The 20,657-nt window shown below is 37.8% G+C and carries 19 protein-coding genes; 13 read left to right on the top strand and 6 right to left on the bottom strand.

All coding sequences use genetic code 11. From position 1 onward, the window contains the following. The first annotated feature begins 236 nt into the window (after positions 1–236). The 7 genes from AC1Z3T_RS07025 (at position 237) to AC1Z3T_RS06995 (ending at position 6,916) form a co-directional block, all read left to right on the top strand. A complete protein-coding gene (locus tag AC1Z3T_RS07025; protein WP_483396545.1) occupies positions 237–827 on the top strand; it encodes a LemA family protein in 591 nt (196 codons plus the stop codon). Positions 828–904: 77 nt separating this feature from the next. Then, positions 905–2,029, top strand: a complete 1,125-nt coding sequence (locus tag AC1Z3T_RS07020; protein ID WP_100886082.1) for a TPM domain-containing protein — start codon at positions 905–907, stop codon at positions 2,027–2,029. After that, on the top strand, positions 2,023–2,583 hold the full coding sequence (locus tag AC1Z3T_RS07015) for a TPM domain-containing protein (RefSeq protein WP_483396544.1): 561 nt from the start codon (positions 2,023–2,025) through the stop codon (positions 2,581–2,583). The genes AC1Z3T_RS07020 and AC1Z3T_RS07015 overlap by 7 nt, the downstream gene beginning before the upstream one ends. Positions 2,584–2,807: 224 nt before the next feature. Beyond that, on the top strand, positions 2,808–3,164 hold the full coding sequence (locus AC1Z3T_RS07010) for a prepilin-type N-terminal cleavage/methylation domain-containing protein (RefSeq protein ID WP_100886080.1): 357 nt from the start codon (positions 2,808–2,810) through the stop codon (positions 3,162–3,164). Between the two features lie 52 nt (positions 3,165–3,216). Further along, positions 3,217–4,860: an O-antigen ligase family protein gene (locus AC1Z3T_RS07005; RefSeq protein ID WP_419320165.1), complete on the top strand. Its 1,644-nt coding sequence runs from the start codon at positions 3,217–3,219 to the stop codon at positions 4,858–4,860. Continuing rightward, the gene (locus AC1Z3T_RS07000) at positions 4,857–5,213 is read left to right on the top strand and encodes a prepilin-type N-terminal cleavage/methylation domain-containing protein (protein WP_100886078.1); all 357 of its coding nucleotides are present in this window, start codon (positions 4,857–4,859) and stop codon (positions 5,211–5,213) included. Before AC1Z3T_RS07005 ends, AC1Z3T_RS07000 begins: the two co-directional genes overlap by 4 nt. Before the next feature lie 53 nt (positions 5,214–5,266). Beyond that, positions 5,267–6,916 (top strand): O-antigen ligase family protein, encoded by a 1,650-nt coding sequence (locus tag AC1Z3T_RS06995; RefSeq protein ID WP_100886077.1) that lies wholly within the window; start codon positions 5,267–5,269, stop codon positions 6,914–6,916. A gap of 369 nt (positions 6,917–7,285) precedes the next feature. Here AC1Z3T_RS06995 and bfr read toward each other — a convergent pair whose 3' ends face one another. The 6 genes from bfr to gmk all read right to left on the bottom strand — a co-directional run bounded on the left by bfr (position 7,286) and on the right by gmk (position 12,267). Further along, entirely contained in the window at positions 7,286–7,750 is a 465-nt protein-coding gene (gene bfr / locus AC1Z3T_RS06990; protein ID WP_004826395.1) for a heteropolymeric bacterioferritin subunit Bfr, read from the bottom strand. A 312-nt stretch (positions 7,751–8,062) separates the two neighbouring features. After that, the gene (locus tag AC1Z3T_RS06985) at positions 8,063–8,257 is read right to left on the bottom strand and encodes a bacterioferritin-associated ferredoxin (RefSeq protein ID WP_004718308.1); all 195 of its coding nucleotides are present in this window, start codon (positions 8,255–8,257) and stop codon (positions 8,063–8,065) included. A gap of 197 nt (positions 8,258–8,454) precedes the next feature. Next, a complete protein-coding gene (locus tag AC1Z3T_RS06980) occupies positions 8,455–8,838 on the bottom strand; it encodes a RidA family protein (protein WP_100886076.1) in 384 nt (127 codons plus the stop codon). 92 nt (positions 8,839–8,930) lie between these two features. Next, a complete protein-coding gene (locus tag AC1Z3T_RS06975; protein WP_004826400.1) occupies positions 8,931–11,042 on the bottom strand; it encodes a RelA/SpoT family protein in 2,112 nt (703 codons plus the stop codon). A gap of 210 nt (positions 11,043–11,252) precedes the next feature. Next, positions 11,253–11,534 (bottom strand): DNA-directed RNA polymerase subunit omega, encoded by a 282-nt coding sequence (rpoZ, locus tag AC1Z3T_RS06970; protein ID WP_004718302.1) that lies wholly within the window; start codon positions 11,532–11,534, stop codon positions 11,253–11,255. Between the two features lie 112 nt (positions 11,535–11,646). Beyond that, positions 11,647–12,267, bottom strand: a complete 621-nt coding sequence (gmk, locus tag AC1Z3T_RS06965; protein ID WP_042088553.1) for a guanylate kinase — start codon at positions 12,265–12,267, stop codon at positions 11,647–11,649. Positions 12,268–12,401: 134 nt separating this feature from the next. Between gmk and ispH the strand changes: the two genes are divergently transcribed. The 6 genes from ispH to AC1Z3T_RS06935 all read left to right on the top strand — a co-directional run bounded on the left by ispH (position 12,402) and on the right by AC1Z3T_RS06935 (position 20,652). Next, positions 12,402–13,352, top strand: a complete 951-nt coding sequence (gene ispH, locus AC1Z3T_RS06960) for a 4-hydroxy-3-methylbut-2-enyl diphosphate reductase (protein ID WP_042088552.1) — start codon at positions 12,402–12,404, stop codon at positions 13,350–13,352. 871 nt (positions 13,353–14,223) lie between these two features. Continuing rightward, a complete protein-coding gene (locus AC1Z3T_RS06955) occupies positions 14,224–14,658 on the top strand; it encodes a pilus assembly FimT family protein (protein WP_009584409.1) in 435 nt (144 codons plus the stop codon). 13 nt (positions 14,659–14,671) lie between these two features. Beyond that, positions 14,672–15,157 carry a type IV pilus modification protein PilV gene (gene pilV, locus AC1Z3T_RS06950; protein WP_167387402.1) on the top strand — a complete coding sequence of 162 codons (486 nt, stop codon included), beginning with the start codon at positions 14,672–14,674 and terminating at the stop codon, positions 15,155–15,157. Further along, positions 15,150–16,127: a PilW family protein gene (locus AC1Z3T_RS06945; RefSeq protein ID WP_009584422.1), complete on the top strand. Its 978-nt coding sequence runs from the start codon at positions 15,150–15,152 to the stop codon at positions 16,125–16,127. Before pilV ends, AC1Z3T_RS06945 begins: the two co-directional genes overlap by 8 nt. After that, a complete protein-coding gene (locus AC1Z3T_RS06940; RefSeq protein ID WP_100886074.1) occupies positions 16,127–16,834 on the top strand; it encodes a pilus assembly protein PilX in 708 nt (235 codons plus the stop codon). The genes AC1Z3T_RS06945 and AC1Z3T_RS06940 overlap by 1 nt, the downstream gene beginning before the upstream one ends. Before the next feature lie 155 nt (positions 16,835–16,989). After that, positions 16,990–20,652, top strand: a complete 3,663-nt coding sequence (locus AC1Z3T_RS06935) for a pilus assembly protein (RefSeq protein WP_100886073.1) — start codon at positions 16,990–16,992, stop codon at positions 20,650–20,652. Positions 20,653–20,657: the final 5 nt, after the last annotated feature.

Genomic DNA, 20,657 nt, shown 5'->3' with positions numbered 1-20,657 from the left:
ACCTGAGGGTGGCTTTCTTATATCTGAGAAAATATGGCTATCAAGCCCCATCTTTTTAAACTATATTCTAAAATAATGAGTACTCTTGCCTTAACACACTTTTTTAAAAAATGTATGTCATTCCCAAAAAAGCTTAATTGCGAATAGATAGCAGAAATTAAACAAAACTTTGCCTGAAACTGTATAGAATGCAGATATATCAACAAATACAAATAAATATCTCTGAGGAATAAGCAATGAATGCAATGAAAAAAAGTTTGGTAGCACTGACTTTAGCGAGTACTTTGGCTTTTTCAGGTTGTGGTTATAATACTTTGCAAGCCAAAGATGAGTCCGTCAATGCGGCTTGGTCTGAAGTGGAAAACCAATATCAACGTCGTGCAGATTTAGTGCCTAACCTTGTGAATGTCGTCAAAGGTTATGCAACGCATGAAGAAAAAGTTTTAACTGAAGTGACTGAGGCGCGTGCCAATGTTGCAGGTTTAAAAGTAGATAAAGAAGTATTGAACGATCCAGAATTGTTTAAAAAGTATCAAGAAGCACAGTCACAAATGACGGGTGCATTATCTCGACTTTTAGCCGTCACTGAAAACTACCCTGACTTAAAAGCCAATGAGCAATTCCGTGATTTACAAGTGCAATTAGAGGGGACTGAAAACCGAATCAGTACAGCAAGAACACGCTATGTTCAGACGGTACAAGACTACAATACTTATGTACGTCAGTTCCCACAAGTAATGACTGCAAAAGTGATCGGAATGAAAGCCAAACCAAACTTTAGTGCTGAAGCAGGCGCATCGAAAGCACCAACAGTGAATTTTAATTAATCACTGGGCTTTCTCTTATTTGGTGAATCACTCGAAAGAGATGAAAGACCTATCTATTATTTAAGTAAAGGTGAGTTATGCTTGAACGGAAAGGAAAATCAGCAATTCAAATAATCAGTACATTATTCTATGTGCTTTTGGCGCTGATCCTTTCTGTTCAATCTCAGGTTTGGGCTGAAACAGCAACTGCGACAGATGAACAACAAGCACAAGAAGCCATTGTTCTCGGAAAAGTTGCTCCAAATACTAACTTGCCAAATGTGCTTGGTTCATCACCAGTAGATGGTCAAAAACAAAATCAACCGACAACCACATCTCAACAATCGTCACAGAGCTCTTCATCAAATCAAGCCAAAGTCGCCAATGATATTGCAGAGGGTGAGACAGAAAGAAATATCCCTACATTGAATCAACCCGTGGTTGATCAAGCCAATGTTTTATCTGCGGCTGAAAAGCAAAATTTAGAGCAACAAATCCGTAACATTTATCGTCAAGGCAAAGCACAGATCGGGATTATTATTGTTCCAACCACAGGGCAAGAAGGTATTTTTGATTTTGCAATGCGTGTTGCAGAGCAATGGAAACTTGGTTCAGCAAAACAAGACAATGGTCTATTGATCGCTGTTGCTGTGAATGACCATAAAATTCATATCGCCACTGGTTATGGTTTAGAAGGTGTATTGCCTGATATTATGGTTAGTCGGATTATCCGTAATCAAATTTCACCAGCGTTTAAACAAGGGCAATATGCACAAGGTTTACAAGCCGCTGTGGGAGAAATTGAACGTATTCTAAATTTAGATCCTGAAATTGCGCAACAAGCTGCCGATGAGCTCAAAGAACGCCAAAACCAAGCAATACAAGCGCAAGAAGCAAAGGATCGCACCTTAACTACGGCAATGATTATTTTGGTGATGGGTATATTTGCTTCATTTATCGTTGGTAATCGCTTAAGTGCAGCAGTAGCTGGGGTGACAGCAACAGCAGCTGGGCTGATATATGGTTCTGGCATTGTGATGAGCCTGATTTTAGGCTTTGGTGTGTTTTTCTTATTGATCACTTCTCTAGCTCAACTGATCTTACAAATGTTTCTCTCTGGCGGTGGGCGTGGTGGAGGCAGCGGTGGTGGTTTTGGTGGAGGCGGTGGCTATAGCGGCGGCGGCGGTGGTTTTGGTGGGGGAGGCGCATCAGGCTCATGGTAACAAAAACTGATACAACAGAAATTTTGACTGAACCAAAATTACAGGAAAAAGTACAGCCGAGTTTTAAGCGCTGGCTCAAGCATTGTCTTTATATGCCAGCATCTAAGCGCTACTTTTCCAAGCAGGATCAACATACAATTGCTCAAGCAGTTCAACAAGCCGAAGAAGGTCATGTGGGTGAAATACAGGTGGTGATCGAGGGGCATATCCCCAGCCATCAAGCCTATCATCAAAATACGCGTCTAAGAGCGCAACAACTCTTTGCCGAGTTGGGTGTATGGGATACCGAATATAACAGCGGTGTTTTACTTTATTTAAACTTGTGTGAAAAAGCGGTAGAAATTGTCATAGATCGTGGTATCCATCAGGCGACTACACAGCAAACGTGGCAACAGATTTGTGATGAAATGATAGTGCAATTAAAAAATAAACAATATCGCTTGGCGGTCGAAAGTGGTGTAAATGAAATAGGCAAAGTATTGAATTTGTTTTACAAACAACAAAAACCTGATAATATGAATGAATTGGCAAATCAGCCAATTATTTTGAATTAATGTCAAATAAAAACCAAAATATTTTTAAACAAGAGTGACAGGAAATGTCACTTTTTTACGTTTAATTACTTAAAAGAATCAGATGAAAAAAAAAAGCTTGTAAACTGTTACATACTCTCTAAAATCGAAGTGTGTAAGTTGGTTGTTGATTTTTTCCACAAAAACAGCCACATAAATTGCTCGAAAAAAGGCTAATAAATCTTTAAAAACATTGGAGAAATGTTATGAAATCAGTTCAAAAGGGTTTTACTCTTATCGAATTAATGATCGTTGTTGCGATTATTGGTATTCTTGCTGCGATTGCGATTCCTGCGTATAAAAATTATACGATTAAATCGTCTAACCGTGCTTGTTTAGCTGAGGCCAAGTCTTATGCGAATGCAGCTTTGGCTGCATTAAGCGATAGTGCTTCTGCTCCAGTTCCTGCTAATAAAGCTTGTAAAAATACAACTGACGTTTCTACTGTAACCAATGTAAATAATTTTACTGGTGTGTCAGCAACTGCTGTGGGTAATGGTGATGCTGCTGTTTCATGTAACCAAACGGCTTCGTGTTCATATACATCTGCTACAAATAACTAATTTTCATTATAAAAAGGCTCAATATTGAGCCTTTTTTTTTGAGTAAAAATTAATGTTTAAAAAAATATGTGTAGTTTTTTCATTATTGTTTATATTTATTGCGTGGTTAATACCCGTTCATGAAAGTCCGTGGGTGACTTTCCTAAATGAAACGTTTGCTTTTTTAAGTTTAATTTCGCTAATCTTATTTTTTAAAGATACTACAGTACTTGTTCCAAAAATATTACTTCCAATTATTACTATTGCTTTTATTCCATTGATTCAATACTTTTTAGGTATAGAATACTATTTTGAAACGGCATTTTTATGCTTTTTATATTTGTGTAGTGTTTTTTTAGCAACTATTATCGGATTTAATTTTGCAGATGAAATGTATAAAGATAAAACGGAGTTATTTTTCTCATGGATTTTATTGCTTGCAGGGGTGCTCTCTAGTTTATTTTCGATTACTCAATGGTTGAACCTTGAAAATAATATAATTTTTATCTCTACGTTAAGTGGGAATAGACCATATGGTAATTTTTCTCAGCCAAATAATATGGCAACTTTTCTAATTTTTTCTTTTTTAAGTTTATTATTTCTTAATTATAAGGAGAAAATTAATGGTAGCTTATTATATTTCTTGGGCACTTTAATACTATTTTCTATAGCTTTAACATTCTCACGAACAGCGTGGCTACAACTAGCTTTTATAATATCTATTATATTATTTTTTAGTAAAAATACTAAGAAGAACTCTTTAATATTTTTTAGTCTATTCTTTATTATATCTCTTTTTACTATACCTCATATTTCTCATTCTTTAAGTTATTGGGGCCTAGGGGTTGGATCGAGTAATACTTTGGCTGAAAGGTTAACTACTGGTAATTTACGTTTAGGTATTTGGAAACAAATGCTTATTGCTATATTTAATAATCCTTGGTTTGGTTACGGATGGGATCAGACTATTATTGCTCAAACCCAAGCTGCAAAAATTTTCTACCACGGTGAGCAAACTAAAAGTGCTCACAATATTATATTAGATTTATTGGTCTGGAATGGAATTATTGTGGGGGGAGGTATTGTTATTTATGCAATTTTTTTAATAAAGAAAATAATTTTTGATAATTTTTCAAATTTATTTTTCAAGTTAATAATTATATGTTTTTTTGTGCATGCTTTGCTTGAATACCCACAAAACTATTCTTTTTTCTTGTTGCCTATTTTTTTCTTATTTGGTTTTTTGTTGAGAGGAAATAAAAATTTATTATTTTTTGAAATATCTAATAAAATTACATTATTAGTTTTTTTTATAGCTATAACTTTAACTGGTGGGATTGTAAGGGATTACATGAATATGAGATATATATTATTAAGTTATGATTCTAATGATTATAAAAGTGGAAAAATTAAGGAGAAACTTATTTTTTTAGATAAAATTAATAGCTTAATTAGTTGGATTCTTTTTGATAAAAGTTCAGCTATTAATGATTCGGATTTCAATAACTTAAGAAAATTTATTGAAATTTCACCCTCTGAATATAATTTGGTTAATTTTATTAAATTATTAATAAGATCAGGGAGAGTAGATGATGGTGAAAAATATTATAAAATTTTGTATGATTTGTATCATGTAAATTATACATATGATGATATATATAAATCTGTAAAAAATAACAAACCTATTCGTATGAATGAAAATAGTGAGAAAAGATGAAAAAAAATAGTGGATTTAGTTTAATAGAGATCATTATTGCTGTTGCAATAATAGGTATTCTAGTTACAATTTCTTTTTCTGCTTATAATAATTATACTCGGAAAGCGAAGCAAAATGCATGTCTTTCAGAAACAAAAGCTTATGCAAATAGTGTTTTTTATGTAATATTTGTCTCTGAAGCAAATACATTCCCTAATTCACCTAAATCATCAGCATGTGAAGTTATCACCGATGCTTCTTCATGGAATGAATCGACAACAAACTTGGTGATCGAAGCGAAAAGTAAAAATTCATCTACAGTCGATATCCGTTGTGACCTAAGCAAAGGGGCAAACTGTACAATCATTCCTTAAACAAAAAGTGTTAGAAACGCTATAATAGCCCAGTTTTTCTATTTACTTTTCATATGAATGCCATTCCTTATATCCTTTCAGCCTTGTTGCTTTTACTTGCGTGGCTTTTGCCAATTCATAAGATGCCATGGACGACTTTTGGTAGTGAAGCACTGACTTTTCTATCAGCATTGGCTTTGTTAAGTGCTTTTTATCACCAAGATTTAAAAATACCGAGACCTCAGTTAATTGTATTGCCTGTACTCACAATTCCTCTGATTCAATGGGGTTTTGGAGAGATTCTATACCTGAGTAATGCACTACTTTGTACAGCCTATATTGCCATGTTTTGGTTGATGGTGGTGGTGGGTTATAACTTAGCAATTGGTGAAAAAGGTCAAAGAGAACAGGTATTTAAAATTTTCTGTTTGGTGGTATTTACGGGTGGAATACTTTCGAGCTTTATTGCAATCACGCAATGGTTGGATATAAATGAATATTTTAGCCCATTGGTCAATCTTCTTAATGGTAATCGTCCCTATGCAAATTTTGCCCAGCCCAATAATTTAGCGACCTTTATTTGTATGGGTGTGTTTGCATGCTTATATTTTTATGAAAAGAAAATTTTCTCGAATTATGTGCTTTTACCTACTGCATTTATATTTTTATTGACCATTGCATTAACCCAATCCCGTACTGCATGGGTAGTCTGTTTATTTACACTGATTTATTTAACGATAAAGCAATTCGGTCAAACTAAACGCTTTGGTTTTGCAAAACTGCTGGTATGGAGCGGTGTATTCGTTGTTCTTATCACTAGTTTACCACTGATTAATCAATGGCTTGCTGCGGTATCAACGCAAGACATTGCACAAGCCTCTTCAGTGGTAGAGCGGGCAAGTTCGGGTTATCTGCGATTGGATATGTGGAACCAAGCTTTAATTGCGATTTCAGAAAAGCCTTGGCTGGGGTATGGCTGGAATCAAACGGGAATGGCGCAAATTGCTGCTTTTGATGTATATCCATCACATGAATGGTATAAAACAGCACATAACGTAGTTTTGGATTTACTGATCTGGAATGGTATTCCGTTGGGTGGGGTAATCATTCTCTATGTCGTTTTTTGGTTGTATTGGTTAAATAAAGGTATAAAGGAACCTGTTTCAATTGTCGCCAGTTTGATGGTCTGTGCAATTCTGATTCATGCATTATTAGAATATCCGATTCATTATGCTTATTTTTTACTGCCTTTGGGTTTTTTACTGGGGCTGATTCAAGCGCAATATCCTCGACTACCGACTGTGAAGCTGAAATCGTCGATCATTGTGAGTATTATTGTGATCGGTCTGGTATTGGTTGGTGTGATTTATCGAGACTATATTTTATATCGCCAACAAAGTGTTTTTGTGACCAAAAAGATACCTTTAAGTGCTTCACAACAAGCAGTGATGAATCAAGATATTTGGTTGCTGACGCAGTTTAAAGAGCGTGTATGGTGGATTGGTTTAAATCCTTATACAAAAATGACGGATCAACAATTGCAGTATATGGGACGTATGGTGGCAAATTTAGCATCAGCATATGATATTCATAAATATGCACAGGTCTTGGCTTTTAATGGTAAAAAGTCTGAAGCTGAGCATCAATTATGGATATTGAAGACACTGCATGGGCAAGACAAGACGTATCAGGATCTCTTGCCTGTATCTATTGTAGGGAAATAAAATTCTTTTTTACTTTTTGCATTGTTGAGTCATAGATGGTTATCCTATCGCGGGGCGACAGGGATGTCGCCGTTGGGCGGGGGCAGGACGTACCCCTCGCCCAATAGAAGATTTTTGTCATCTTTTCATCTCTGAAAAGTGAGGCATCGCCTACGCAAAGATATTTAAACTTTGAATGTAAGGTATCGCAGTGAAAGCTTTAAATGTTCAATCATGCTTAATGACTAATACAAGTATTTGATTCAGATCATTGATCCAAAATGAAGCTTATATTTTGGTGTATGTGCTTTTTGATAAGTTGACTATCGTATTTTGTATTTGAAATAAAAAATCCCCAATTTAATTGGGGATTTTTTTACAGACTCAAACTTACATTTGGCTTTGAATATAATTCTCGATGCCTACACTTTCAGTAAGATCTAATTGAGTAGTGGTCCAATCCCAATACTCTTCTTCTTTTTCCAGAATTTCTTGAACCAAATCGCGTGTCACATAGTCTAAATGTGTTTCTGCCAATGCAACAGCAGTTTTTAATGCTTCAATATTTTCTTTGACTTTACGAACGTCACAATTCAAAACTTCAACCGTATGTTGACCGATATACAGTTTTCCTAAATGTTGAAGGTTTGGTAAGCCTTCTAAAAAAAGAATACGCTCAATAATTTTATCGGCATGCTTCATCTGACGAATAGACTCTTTATATTCAGCTGAGCCCAGTTGTTCAATTCCCCAATCATTAAACATACGAGAGTGTAAAAAATATTGGTTAATTGCAGTCAGGTGGTGAAAAAGCACTTGGTTGAGTTGGTTGATAACGTCACGATTGCCTTTCATGGTCAAAGCTCCATTCTAAATTTCTGCCTTAAATCCTATCCAAAATGTTTCACTCAAAAGGATGTCATTGAAATATAGTAATTAAGGCAATCTGATATCAGTCTATATTAATCAACTTTTGAGATGCTGACGAGTTATTTATAGAACGGCAAATGAAAATCGCAATCAAAAACAATAGGGATGTCGTTTTATGATGAGCAACGATCTTAAAAAATGAACCCGCTTTGAGTCGAAGCGGGGGAGGAGAATGATCCGGAGATCATTAGAAAACTTATTTATTATCGTTATAAGGAAATTCTTGGTATTGCTTTGCTAAGCTGCTACAGAAATACGTGCAGCAATTAGTGAGAGTTCTTCATTGATAATGCTTTTTGCTTCAGGTGCGCAACGACCACAGCAGGTACCCAAATCTAATAATTCACGCACTTCACGATAGCTTTCCGCACCATTAGCCATAGCGTCTTTAATATCTTGATCTGTAATACCACGACATAAGCATACGTACATGAAAACTCAACCTAGCGGTTAAATGCGATAACTAATATTATTGATAATTATTATCACTTGTCAATAATATTTATTTAAAATACGACTGATCATGATTGGCTTTTTGAATAAAAAAATACCACCTGATCGGTAGTATTTTTTGTATATTTTTAATACATTTTAAATCAATTGCTTAGCTAAAAGCGCTTTTTTCGCAATTATTGCGGGATAATCACCACACCGTCCATTTCAACCAATGCACCTTTCGGCAATGCAGCAACACCTAGGGCGGCACGTGCTGGATAAGGTTGAGCAAAGTACTCCCCCATAATTTGATTGACCAACTGGAAATTTGATAAATCTGTCAGGAAAATATTGAGTTTTGCGATATCAGCCAACGAGCCACCTGCCGCTTCGCAAACTGCTTTTAAATTGTCAAAAACACGTCGAATTTGCGCTTCAATGCCTTCAACCAATTCCATGCTGTATGGATCTAAGCCAATTTGCCCTGAAAGATATAAAGTATTGTCTACGAGGATTGCTTGTGAATAAGTTCCAATCGCAGCAGGGGCATTTTCAGTATGAATCACTTGGCGGGACATTGATTTCTCCTTGATTTTTAAATCATTTCATCATGACACATAAACGAGACACCATTCATCGATGAATGACGATAAATTACATACAGCTTAATTTAGCATGCTTTTGCTTTCAGTGTTTCATTCATTGCAATGGGCATTGCCAATCGACTGATACGAGGGAAGCCAAACTGCATTCGGAGCTCACGAATGATTTGTGCAATTTGTTTGCGATTATTCACCACGATATTCACATAAGTTTTATCTTCGTGTGTACGCACCGATTCGACGCCCGTTTTTGCTTTACGGCAGAGATAAATCAATTCCGAAATTTGCTCATCAGTGAGCACCAAGTCAATACTTAAGTAAGCATTGAAGTTTACATCGTCTTCTTGTTCAGAAGTCCAATGGAGCAACATGATATTTTCAGGATGTAAATGTTGTTCATGCAACAGGTTGTGACAGCGCTCACGATGAACAATTAAACCACGACGTGATAAATGCCCTTGAATTGGATCGCCTAATACAGGGTTGCAACAATGTGCATATTTAACATCTACGCCATCTGTCCCTTGGATTAAGCGATTTGAAGCATGTTCTTCGGTATTTTGCGATTGCGCATATAAATGATTGGCAACCAATTGAGGAAGCAAATCACCTACAGCAATTTGTTCAAATAAGGTGTCTTTATCTTGAATATGGCGCCATTCCAACAGATCAGCCCAATCTGCTTCTGATAAATCTTTAATTGAACGATTGAACAATTTTAAAGCACGGTTTAATGCTTGTTGTCCTACCAATCGTTGTTCATCAGGATCTTGATCTCGCAAAATATTTTGGATCGCACGTCGTGCTTTTTGGGTATTAATAAAGCTTAACCAATCTGGGTTTGGCGTTGCCAATACATCTGTGATGATTTCAATCACTTGACCACTGACCAGTGGTGTTGAAAGTGGCTTAATTTCCCCATTGATTTTGGCACCCACAGCATGGTTACCTAAAAACAAACTTGCTGAATAGGCAAAATCAACAGCCGTCGCGCCTTGCGGTAGCTCGTGCAATTGACCATGTGGGGTATAAACCCAAATTTTTTCTTGATGCAAATAATCCAATAAGTCGCTAAATGTAGTTTTAGCACATTCATTACCCACCAAAAGATCGAGATTCTTCATGGATGCTTGAATTGCTGAACGGCAAGCTTGCGGTGCATTTTCACCTAGAACCACACCAAATCGTGCTGCTTTACGCATCAATTCAGTTTGAATGGTCAGTGACAGTGTAGTGCGTTCACCTTTGAGTTTGATCATTAAAGATTGATTACCACCAGGGAGTGGGCGACGAATATGATCTTCATAGTCTAAAACTTGGAAGTTTTCCCGTAATGCATCGACCAGACGGTCACAGTCGGCAATGCTTTGTAAAATAATTTCAAAAGCATGGCTATGGGTGAGTTCTTGCAAATCAATTTCATTTTTAACAAAATGGCGCAATAATTCGATATTGTTATTCTTCTTTTTAATACGCCCTTGAATATTATAATTATTCAGCAATTCAGCTAAATTTTGTTCCCAAACAGATTGATATTTACATCGTTCTGGTTTGGTTTTGAGTAGATTCTCTTGGACGTCATTGTACATATCAAGATCAAGATTTTGATAGCACAGATGCTCTAAGTTATCTGCCATTTCATTCATACCCACAAGACGTGCCATAGGTACAAAAATATCAAAGGTTTCTTGAGCAATGCGTGCACGTTTATCTGGGCGTAAAGCGCCGAGCGTGGTCATATTGTGATAGCGATCTGCAAGCTTGATGATAATCACGCGAGGGTCTTGCAAGGTAGCTTGGAGAATTTTACGGAAAGATGCGGCTTTATTATATTCTTTGTCACTGGAATGGCTGAGTTTGGTGACACCATCAACCAATTCTGCAACAGTCTTGCCAAATTTTTCGGTAATGTCTTCTTTGGTAAAATCAGTATCTTCAATGACATCATGCAGCAAAGCTGCCATTAATGTTTCAGCATCCATTCGCATATGCGCCAAAATACAGCTCACAGCAATCGGATGTAGGATATAGGGTTCACCACTTTTACGTGTAATACCATCATGCGCAATATCAGCATAATCACAAGCCGTAAGAACCCGCTCGACATCGCTTGGTTTTAAGTAAGCGTCGATAATTACGTTAAGCTGTTGCTTGGCTTGGCTGACCTCTTGGCCTGGCATAAAAACACCTATCCTAAATTACAAATTTGAAATCTTTTCCTAATGCTTAATGAAAAGCATATTGAGCGACTTGTCAATTTCTAGATCGAAAAAATATTTATTTTTTTAACAAATATTTTGAAATTTGTCGATCAATAGGCGATTTTTGTTGAGAAGCGACTGCAATAAAAAAGCCTAGTTGAAAAACTAGGCTTTTAGAAAAAGCTGATCTTATTGGAAAGAAAAACCTTCAAGATTAAGATTGTTTGCAGATAAAGCAAGGTCAAGACTTGATGTTTGATAATCTTGATCACGTTGTTTCAAAATATCTTTGGTCACATGACCAATCGCAATCTCACGTAATGCAACAACAGTCGGCTTGTCATTGTCCCACTCAACAGTAGGCTCAATACCTTGACGTGCCAATTGACGCGCGCGTTTGCTTGCCACTAGTACAAGCTCAAAGCGGTTGTCTACATGGTCTAAACAATCTTCAACGGTTACGCGTGCCATAGGAATTCTCGTTTGGATACAAAATTTTTAAATAGACTATGCAGTATAAAATGCTTTCATCACATACTCAAGTTTTAATCGAAGCTTATTGAATAAACTTCAACTCAAAAAATTAACTTTGCGGGGTAATTAGCTTTGTAATCAAAGCTTGATGTCGGTTCGCTTGCTGCTCTATTTTTAAGCGATTGGCGTTGATTACAGATTCTAAGTCATGCAAAGCTTTATTGAAATCATCATTGATAATAATGTATTCAAAATTAACATATTGTTGCATGTCTTCAACAGCACAGCTGAGACGGTGCTCAATTACTTCTACAGAGTCAGTTCCTCGATTTGAAAGACGTTGACGTAAATCAAACTGAGTTGGTGGGAGGATAAAGATTTGTTTAGATTCAGGAAAAAGTTTACGAACTTGTTCAGCACCTTGCCAGTCAATCTCTAAAAGCACATCATGACCTTTTGCCAATTGTTCTTTTACTGTTGCTTGTGCAGTACCATAGTAATTGCCAAACACTTCTGCATATTCGATAAAACCACCTTGATTGACTTGGTCAAGAAAGTTTTCTTTAGACGTAAAATGATAATGAACACCGTCGAGTTCGCCAGGTCGTTGACCACGAGTCGTATGAGAAACAGAAACATGTAAATTGCTTACACGTTCAAGTAGCGCCTTCACGAGAGATGTTTTGCCTGTTCCTGAAGCCGCAGAAACGACAAACAATAGACCCGACATGATATTTTTCCTGATATGATAAAATATCTTCTCTATTTTAGAGTAGAGCGCAGACAAACAAAATAGTTTTTACACATTGTTTGTGTTTAATCGCTAAAATATATCCAACCATTGAAGTGAGCAACGAGGATTTTATGGAAATTGTATTGGCTAATCCACGTGGATTTTGTGCAGGTGTAGATCGTGCAATTGCCATTGTCAATCGTGCACTTGAATGTTTTAGCCCACCAATCTATGTTCGTCATGAAGTAGTACATAACAAATTTGTGGTGGATGATCTTCGTCAACGTGGTGCAATTTTTGTTGATGAGTTGGATGAAGTTCCAGATGATAATATTGTTATTTTTAGTGCACATGGTGTATCCAAAGCCGTACAACAAGAAGCTGAACGTCGTGGATTAAAAGTTTTTGATGCAACTTGCCCGTTGGTCACTAAAGTCCATATCGAAGTCACCAAATATGCTCGTGAGGGCACAGAAGCAATTCTCATTGGTCATGAAGGTCACCCTGAAGTTGAAGGAACGATGGGACAGTATGATAAAAAAAATGGTGGTGAAATTTATCTGGTTGAAGATGAAGAAGACGTTGCATCATTAAGCGTTAAACATCCTGAAAAAGTCGCATTTGTTACTCAAACCACGTTATCTATTGATGATACAGCCAAAGTCATTGATGCCTTACGTCATAAATTTCCGCATATCCAAGGTCCTCGCAAAGATGATATTTGTTATGCTACTCAAAATCGTCAAGATGCTGTACGAGATTTAGCAACCCAGTGTGATGTAGTGTTGGTGGTAGGCTCTCCAAACTCCTCTAATTCAAATCGTTTACGTGAGTTGGCAGAGCGAATGGGGAAACATGCTTATTTGGTGGATAATGCGGACGAGTTGCAACAAGCATGGTTTAGTCCTGAGCATAAAATTGGGGTGACTGCAGGAGCTTCTGCACCAGAGATTTTGATTAAGCAGGTCATCCAGCGTTTGCAGGACTGGGGTGCAACAGCACCACAAGAACTCAACGGTCGTGAGGAAAATATCACATTTAGCTTGCCAAAAGAGTTACGGATTCATGTAACTCAAGCGTAAGCACTATGGTTTTGAGTTATTCTGTCCAGCTAAAGACATAGAGCTCTAAGTCATTCTATAGATTGGAGTTAAATTAAAAAGCATGCTTTTCAATTTAACATATCATATGCTGATAACCGATCGGCTAAATGTTGTAGGCGTCTGGTAATATTTAATATGAGTTCGCCTATTTCATTTGCTCCAACATTTAAAGATATAGTCAATCTGTTGAAAAATGCATACATTAAAAGATACTTTGAATTAATCAATGCGATGAATATATGTTTGCATGATCTAAAGCTTTCATTGCCATACTTTACATCTAAAGTTTAAATAGACATGCGTAGGCAATGCTTCACTTTTCAAAGATGAAAAGATGACAAAAATCTTCCGTTGAGCGAGGGGTACATCCTATACCCCCGCTCAACATGGCGACATCCATGTCGCCTCGAGATAGCTAGACCAGTGATTATTCAAAAAGCTCAAATAAATGAATTAGCAAATCTTCTATCAATTTGTATAAAAACTATAAAGTTCATTAGATGGGCACATCTTCTACTTCATAAGATCACTGAGTTTTACAGGTTAATTATCAGTTAAACAAGCAAGCATTTTAAATTAAAAAAAATGGAAAATAAGTCTATATAGTCGCGAGTTTGAAAAATATTTTGACAATTTTATAGCTTTTTAATACTGCTGATTGTATACACACAAAATGCCTAAGAATATGCCAAAATTTTCAATAAAAATATAAAATAAGTGTTAATTTTCAAATAGATACATTGATTCGGTCATCTGCTTTTTAATACCTTTTATCCAACTTATATTGGTTTTTTAAGTGTTTTGGCTATGATTTTTAATCAAGTAAGGTTTTGCTTATGTTGGTGAGCTAATGCGAAAGAACAGGGGATTTACCTTGATTGAGCTGATCGTGACGATTGCTGTTTTAGCGATTATTGCGACGATTACTGCACCTTCCTTTATGCAGATGATTCGAAGCAATCAGCTCACCAAGGATACCCGTAATTTTATAGATTTATTGGCTGAAACAAGATCGGAAGCCATCTTTAAACAAGCGGAGAAGGTCTTAACATTAGATGCCAATGCCGCAGTCTTTTATAAAAAATGGTCACCGACCTATGTTGAAAAGTCTAGTGGAGATTCTAGTGTTACTTTTAATCGTTTAGGTCAATCGACGATTACAACAAACGGTCAGTGTTTTATCTTTCAACATAGAAATAACACCTCACTAAAATCCTACGTATATGTAGAAAGAGCTGGCGCTGTATTTTATAAAAAAACAGCAACAAGTTGTCCAACTTCTTAATAGGGAGGAAAGCATAATGAAAATTCAAAAAGGAGCTGGACTCGTTGAAGTTGTGGTGGCTTTGATACTATTGAGTATTGCAGTTTTGGGGTTTGTGGCATTACAGGTGAGAGCTGTCGCAGCCAGTAATGAGGCTACTAATAACGTTCAGGCAACCAATATCGCACATGATTTGGCAGAACGAATGCGTATGAATCGGGAAGGTTTGTCTGAATATAAAGATGTTGCTTCTCCACCAACTCAATGTGCAACTACGTTTTGTAGTGTGGATGCAATGGCACAATATGATTATGCGCAGGTAAAAGCTCGTGCCAATAGCATGGGGATGAGTATCAATGTATTAGATTGTCAAGGTACTACACTCGTGCGTAAATGTATTTACGTTGCATGGGAACGTACAACTGCAACTGATGGCACAAACCCAACAGATTGCACCAATGGTACAGCCTATATACCCAATGCCAAATGTATCATCATGGAGGTATATAACTATGGCTGATCGCCGTTATACCTCAGGTTTTACCCTCCTTGAACTCATGATAGCTCTAAGTTTGGGATTGCTTATTGTTGCTGCTGGATTTGCTGTATTTTTAAGCAGTCAACGTTCATTGGGTCTACAATTTGGCATGGGGGAGTTGCAGCAAAATGCTAATTTTGGTCTGTCTTTAGTGACCTATGATTTACGGCAGACCAATCTAAATACAGATTCTTCGCAGAAAGTGAATAATTTGGTCAAAGGCTCTGGCATTATTTTTAAAAAAGAAAATCTACCCGCATCTTCACAATCAGTCAGTGCTCTAGAAACAGATTTGGTCACATTGGAATCAAAGGATAATGACAATACCACAGGCAAAAGTGATCGTTTAACGATCCAGTATACCCCTGAAGAAAGCCGTATTATCAATTGTGAAGGCGCAGAAGTGACCAATGCCTCGGATAAGGTGGTTGTACAACGATATTATTTAGCGCAAAGTCCACAACAAACTGCAGGTGAACCCATCGCATATTCACTCTATTGCGATGCTGGTGAGTATCCAAAAAGTGGTGCAACTGTAGTTACAGGTCTAAATACTCAGGCACAGCAGATCATGCAACGGGTAGATGCTTTTAAAGTTCGTCTAGGGGTTAAAAAGTTGGATGATCCAACAAATTCTAATCCTAAACTCCGTTATAAATTTCGTTATATGACAATCAATGAATATCTTGCTGCAATGGATGTTATTCGTTCAGCTTGTACGGCACCTAACGGCTGTTCCGAAATGTATTTACAAGTCATTTCGATTGATGTGGGAATCTTGTCACGTTCAACAACGGGTATTGGGGCTGAAGCGAGCCTAAATACTCAAACAACCTTCAAACTTGCAGGTACGGATGTCACTTTGTCTGGAGATGCAACATTAAATAAAAAATATTTAAGGCAGGCTGTAAATCAGGTCGTCGCCATTCGCAATACATTGGGAGCATCATGATGAAAAGTCAACGAGGTGCGACACTGATTACGGTTTTAATTATTTTGGTGATTATCACGATACTGGGAACGATTGCCATAAAGTCAGGTATTTTAGGTTTGAAAATTGCAACCAATAGCCAAGTAAATTCATTATTACTTAAGAACTCTGATGCAGCGTTATTCAATATTGAAAACCCAAAAGACGTTGCAAGGCAATTGGCACTGGATGGTATGTTTGCGTATTTCAATGCCGTGGAAAATGCCGATGATGAACTTACCTTTTGCTATCGTGCATCGGAAAACGTTTTTTTTGCACTGCCTAAAGCCAGTGCTATTACGGATGGTGGTACCAAAACTACCAAAATTGGTGTTGATGGTTTTTGTAAGGCAAATCAGTTTGCAACAGGTCGTTCCGCTGTACTGTCACAGGTGTACTTAACCAAGAGTAAGGTTCCGTCGGTACCTTTTGGCTCTGTACCAAAAGGCACCAGTCTAGGACAAAGCAATATTCCAATGACTACAAATAATATTGGAGCAACAGTGATCTCTGTTTTACCGAGTTTTTCTGGTGCTTCAAGTTCAGCGATTGAAAGTTGCTTTAAACGTCCATCGATTAAACCTGCGACAGGTACCACTGTGAATGAATGTTTTGATGCTTTGGGGGTGCCTTATAACATGCAACATGCAGACTATGTGGTGGGCGGGCAACCGAAATTAGTGCCTTAAGAATGGATAAATAGAAAAGTAAATCAGAGATATATCGTTGCAATAGTGCCTCTCTATTGGATACGCAGAATTTGGAAACATAAGACGCACAGCAACGAATTCAAACTTAACAATATTTGAGCTTTTTAATGCCTACAAAAAAGGGGAGGCAGTAAATGAAAAATTTTGACCGAAAAAAATTATTTTCAACAACGGTGTCCATGATGATGACATGGACGATTTGTCAAAGTGTATCTGTAAATGCCAGTGATATTGATATTTACAGTAATGCTACTGGGGGTAAGACCACCATTACCATGATGTTGGATACTTCAGGAAGTATGAGTGTTGAACAGGTCAGGCAGAGTGCTTGTGATTTACCAGATGGGGCCGTTTATAATTCTTGGTCCAGTGAAATGTCAAATACATCACCTTCATACCCAAGAAGATACTGCACGATCCAAGGGAACCCGACTACACGATATTATGATCGTTTAACACGATTAAAAGATGCGCTATTTACCTTGATGGACAGTAACCAAATTGACTCAAACAACGTGGCGATCGGAATAGGTCAGTTCTCATCACAAAGCGAGAGTAACAATGTCTATACCGCTGCTGACGGTTTCAGTGGAAAAATTGTAGTTCCCGCAGCACCATTAACGCCTGCACAACGTTTAGCAATTAAAACAGCGGTTGCAAATTTTCAAGGCTGGAATGGCACGCCTACTGCCAGTGCCTATGCCGAAGTGGCAGCTTATATGTTAGGGGAAACTACAGCAACGGGTAGTCAAAATTATCCTGGCTATTTTATAGGAGATGGTACTGATGGTCGGTATTTAATATGTGGAGCATGGGCGGGAACCAACTGCGCCACTTGGTATGGGTGGTATTTGCAACCAGGATTAGTTCCGATTGGATATACGCCTGGCGCTATAGTTAATTTATATGGATTTTGGGGACGCCTATTTCTGGCTGAGAAAGGGGATCGAGGATTTCATAAATCGGTAACATCTTCTAAAAGTGGTGGTAGGTATATTAGCCCTTTGTCAACAAGCAATACACAATGCGATGGTCGCGGAATTTACTTTTTTACCGACGGTGAACCGAATAGTTCATATGATCCTGTATCCGTGATGCAACGTGCTTTAGGTTCAGCAGGTGCCGCTTTTAGTGTTCCAGCAACAGGAACCTTACCAGACGGCACTCAAGCAGGTCATGCGATGCCTGCGGTGGGGGAGTTTGCCAAAGCCTTACGTAATCAGAAAGCATCACCAAGTGCACCAGATCGTAATCCTTTAGGGCTTGAAATTAAAACCGCCGTGGTTGGATTTGGTTCAGTATTTGATGTGAATCGAACTGTAGATGCAGCTAAACCAGAAAATCAGCGAATTATACGCTCCCTAGATTATATTAATAGTAAGGGAGAGCGAACCAATCAGAAACGAGATTATTACAATTGTGCCTTAATTCAAAATGTTGATGCGCGTAATGCATGTAATTGGGGTGAAAAATCGCATCCTGATTTACCTGGTGTTGGTGGTTATGGGGAAGGTGGGTTTTATTCCGCTCAATCGACCGCAGATGTCATCGAAAGTGTGATGAAGTTTTTGGATGAAGTAAAACCCGAATTTGATCCAGTTGCAACAGGTTCACCTTCCTTGCCAAAAGATGCTTTAAATCCTTTACGTATCCAGCCATTTGGCTATTATGCAGCATTTATCCCCAAACCACAGGAATCCACTCAATTGTGGCTGGGGAATATCAATAAATATCATATTTATAGTGGTGAGTTATATAATTTTGATAAAACCAAAAAGTTAATTTTGGCGAATGGTTCATTAAATATAGATGCAGATGGTCTATGGTCGAATGGTATGAAAGGGCGACTGCCATTAGGTTTAGGGACTACAGCCACGAATCAACCCATTATGAATCGTACAATCTTTACCAATCGTAAAATCAGTACGGCTGCACCTTATACTGCAAGTGATTCTAATACCTTAAAAAAAGTGAATGTGGAAACCTTATTTGGTACAGGTGCAACAGGATTATTTGCCAATGATCCTGACAAAAATTATTGGTTGAATGTGCTGGGCTACAATATTAGTGCATCTGCAACAGGTGTTACCTTAGCGAATCTGCCCACCCAACCTGAATTACGTCAAGTGGGGGCGATAATGCATTCAAAACCTGTTTTACTCACCCAAAAAGGGAAAGTGACATACACTTCTGGCAGTATCGACACATCAAATCGTGATGACTATCTACTGTTTGGTAGTTCACAAGGGTTGTTACATGTTGTGGATGCGCAAACGGGGATTGAGAAATTTGCTTTCGCGCCGAATGAAATGATGCAAAATCAAAAGGCTGCTTTTTTATCTGAAACAAGCAGTACGGGTGGAAAAAATAATTTGTTTTATGGTGTCGATGCACCGTGGACAGCACATACTCAATACGTTGCTAAAGCTGATGGAACATTAACGGTCAATAAATCGGACCGTACCAGTGATGGAAGTTCTGACCAAAACCTTGCACTTAAAGGTTTGCAGTGGGTGTATGGCGGTCTACGGATGGGCGGTAAAAGCTATTATGCTTTAGATTTGTCTGATTTAGAGCAGCCTAGTCTTAAATTTCATATCGATCCAGAGAATGCAAAAATTTATAAATCTGGTTCCTCCACGCCAGTCAGTGTTCCTGCATTAAGCTATATGGGGCAAAGTTGGTCTAAGCCAACACTGGCTTATGTGAATTTTGGTGGAGTTAAAAAATTAGTCATGTTTGTCGGAGGTGGCTACGATACTGGTTATGAAAGTGAAAATTATGTGCAAAACAATACTGTAGGTGGTGGTGCTGGTGTATATATGTTTGACGCCAATACCGGGGATTTACTGTGGTGGACGAGTGCCAATGCAACTGAGGCAAAGGGTGCTGAAGCTTATACAAATACCAGCACCAACTCGATCAATATGAAATACAGTGTGGTCAGCCAAATCAATGCGATTGACCGTGATAGCGATGGTTTGGTGGATCATCTTTATTTTGGTGATTTACGGGGGCAGACCTTTCGTGTTGATCTCAATAATCTCGCAACCACCAAAGCTGATTTTGCAACCCGTGTTGTCCGCTTGTTTTATCATTCAGACCTAGTCAATCCAGTACCGCGTTTCTATGAGATGCCAAGTTTTTCAGTGCATGATGATGGAAATAATCGTCTGATTGGAGCTGTGGCTTTTAGTTCTGGAAATCGTAGTTCACCTTTATCAGGTAATAAGGTAGCAATATTTGATGGTATATATGTGGTTTATGATAAAGATGTCACCAACAGTAACTTATATCAGTCAAATTATTCATTAACGACAGAACATGTCGGCTTAGCAAGTCTAAATGGCAATATGGCGACAGGTATTGCGATAGCGAATAACAGTGGCTGGAAATATACCTTTTCTAATATTTCTGGCGCCTATATGGGAATGAACGAACTCTATGCTATAGACGATATGCTCTATGTTAATGTATTCCACCGTGATGGTGCTGGTATTGGTGGTTCATGTGGTGCGGGGGTAAAAGGTGATTCATATATCTACCAATTCTGTTTACCTACAGGAAAATGTCCATTTCCTACAACAAATTTGAATACGCCAAATAGAATCAAAATTGGCGCCGGAATATTAGGCGGTGGAATTGGGCAGGCTGTTGATAATAATGCAACCAATATTGGTTTGGTTGTTCCTCGAGCACCTACCCATGGTTGTGCAGCAACCTCGAATGCCCCTGAATGTCAGAAGTTTAATGTTGTTCCAAAAAGCCAGCAATTGCGCTGGTATGAAATGAGATAGGTGAA

Source organism: Acinetobacter sp. B-6 (assembly GCF_056930735.1).
This window is presented reverse-complemented; position numbering and strand designations above follow the sequence as displayed.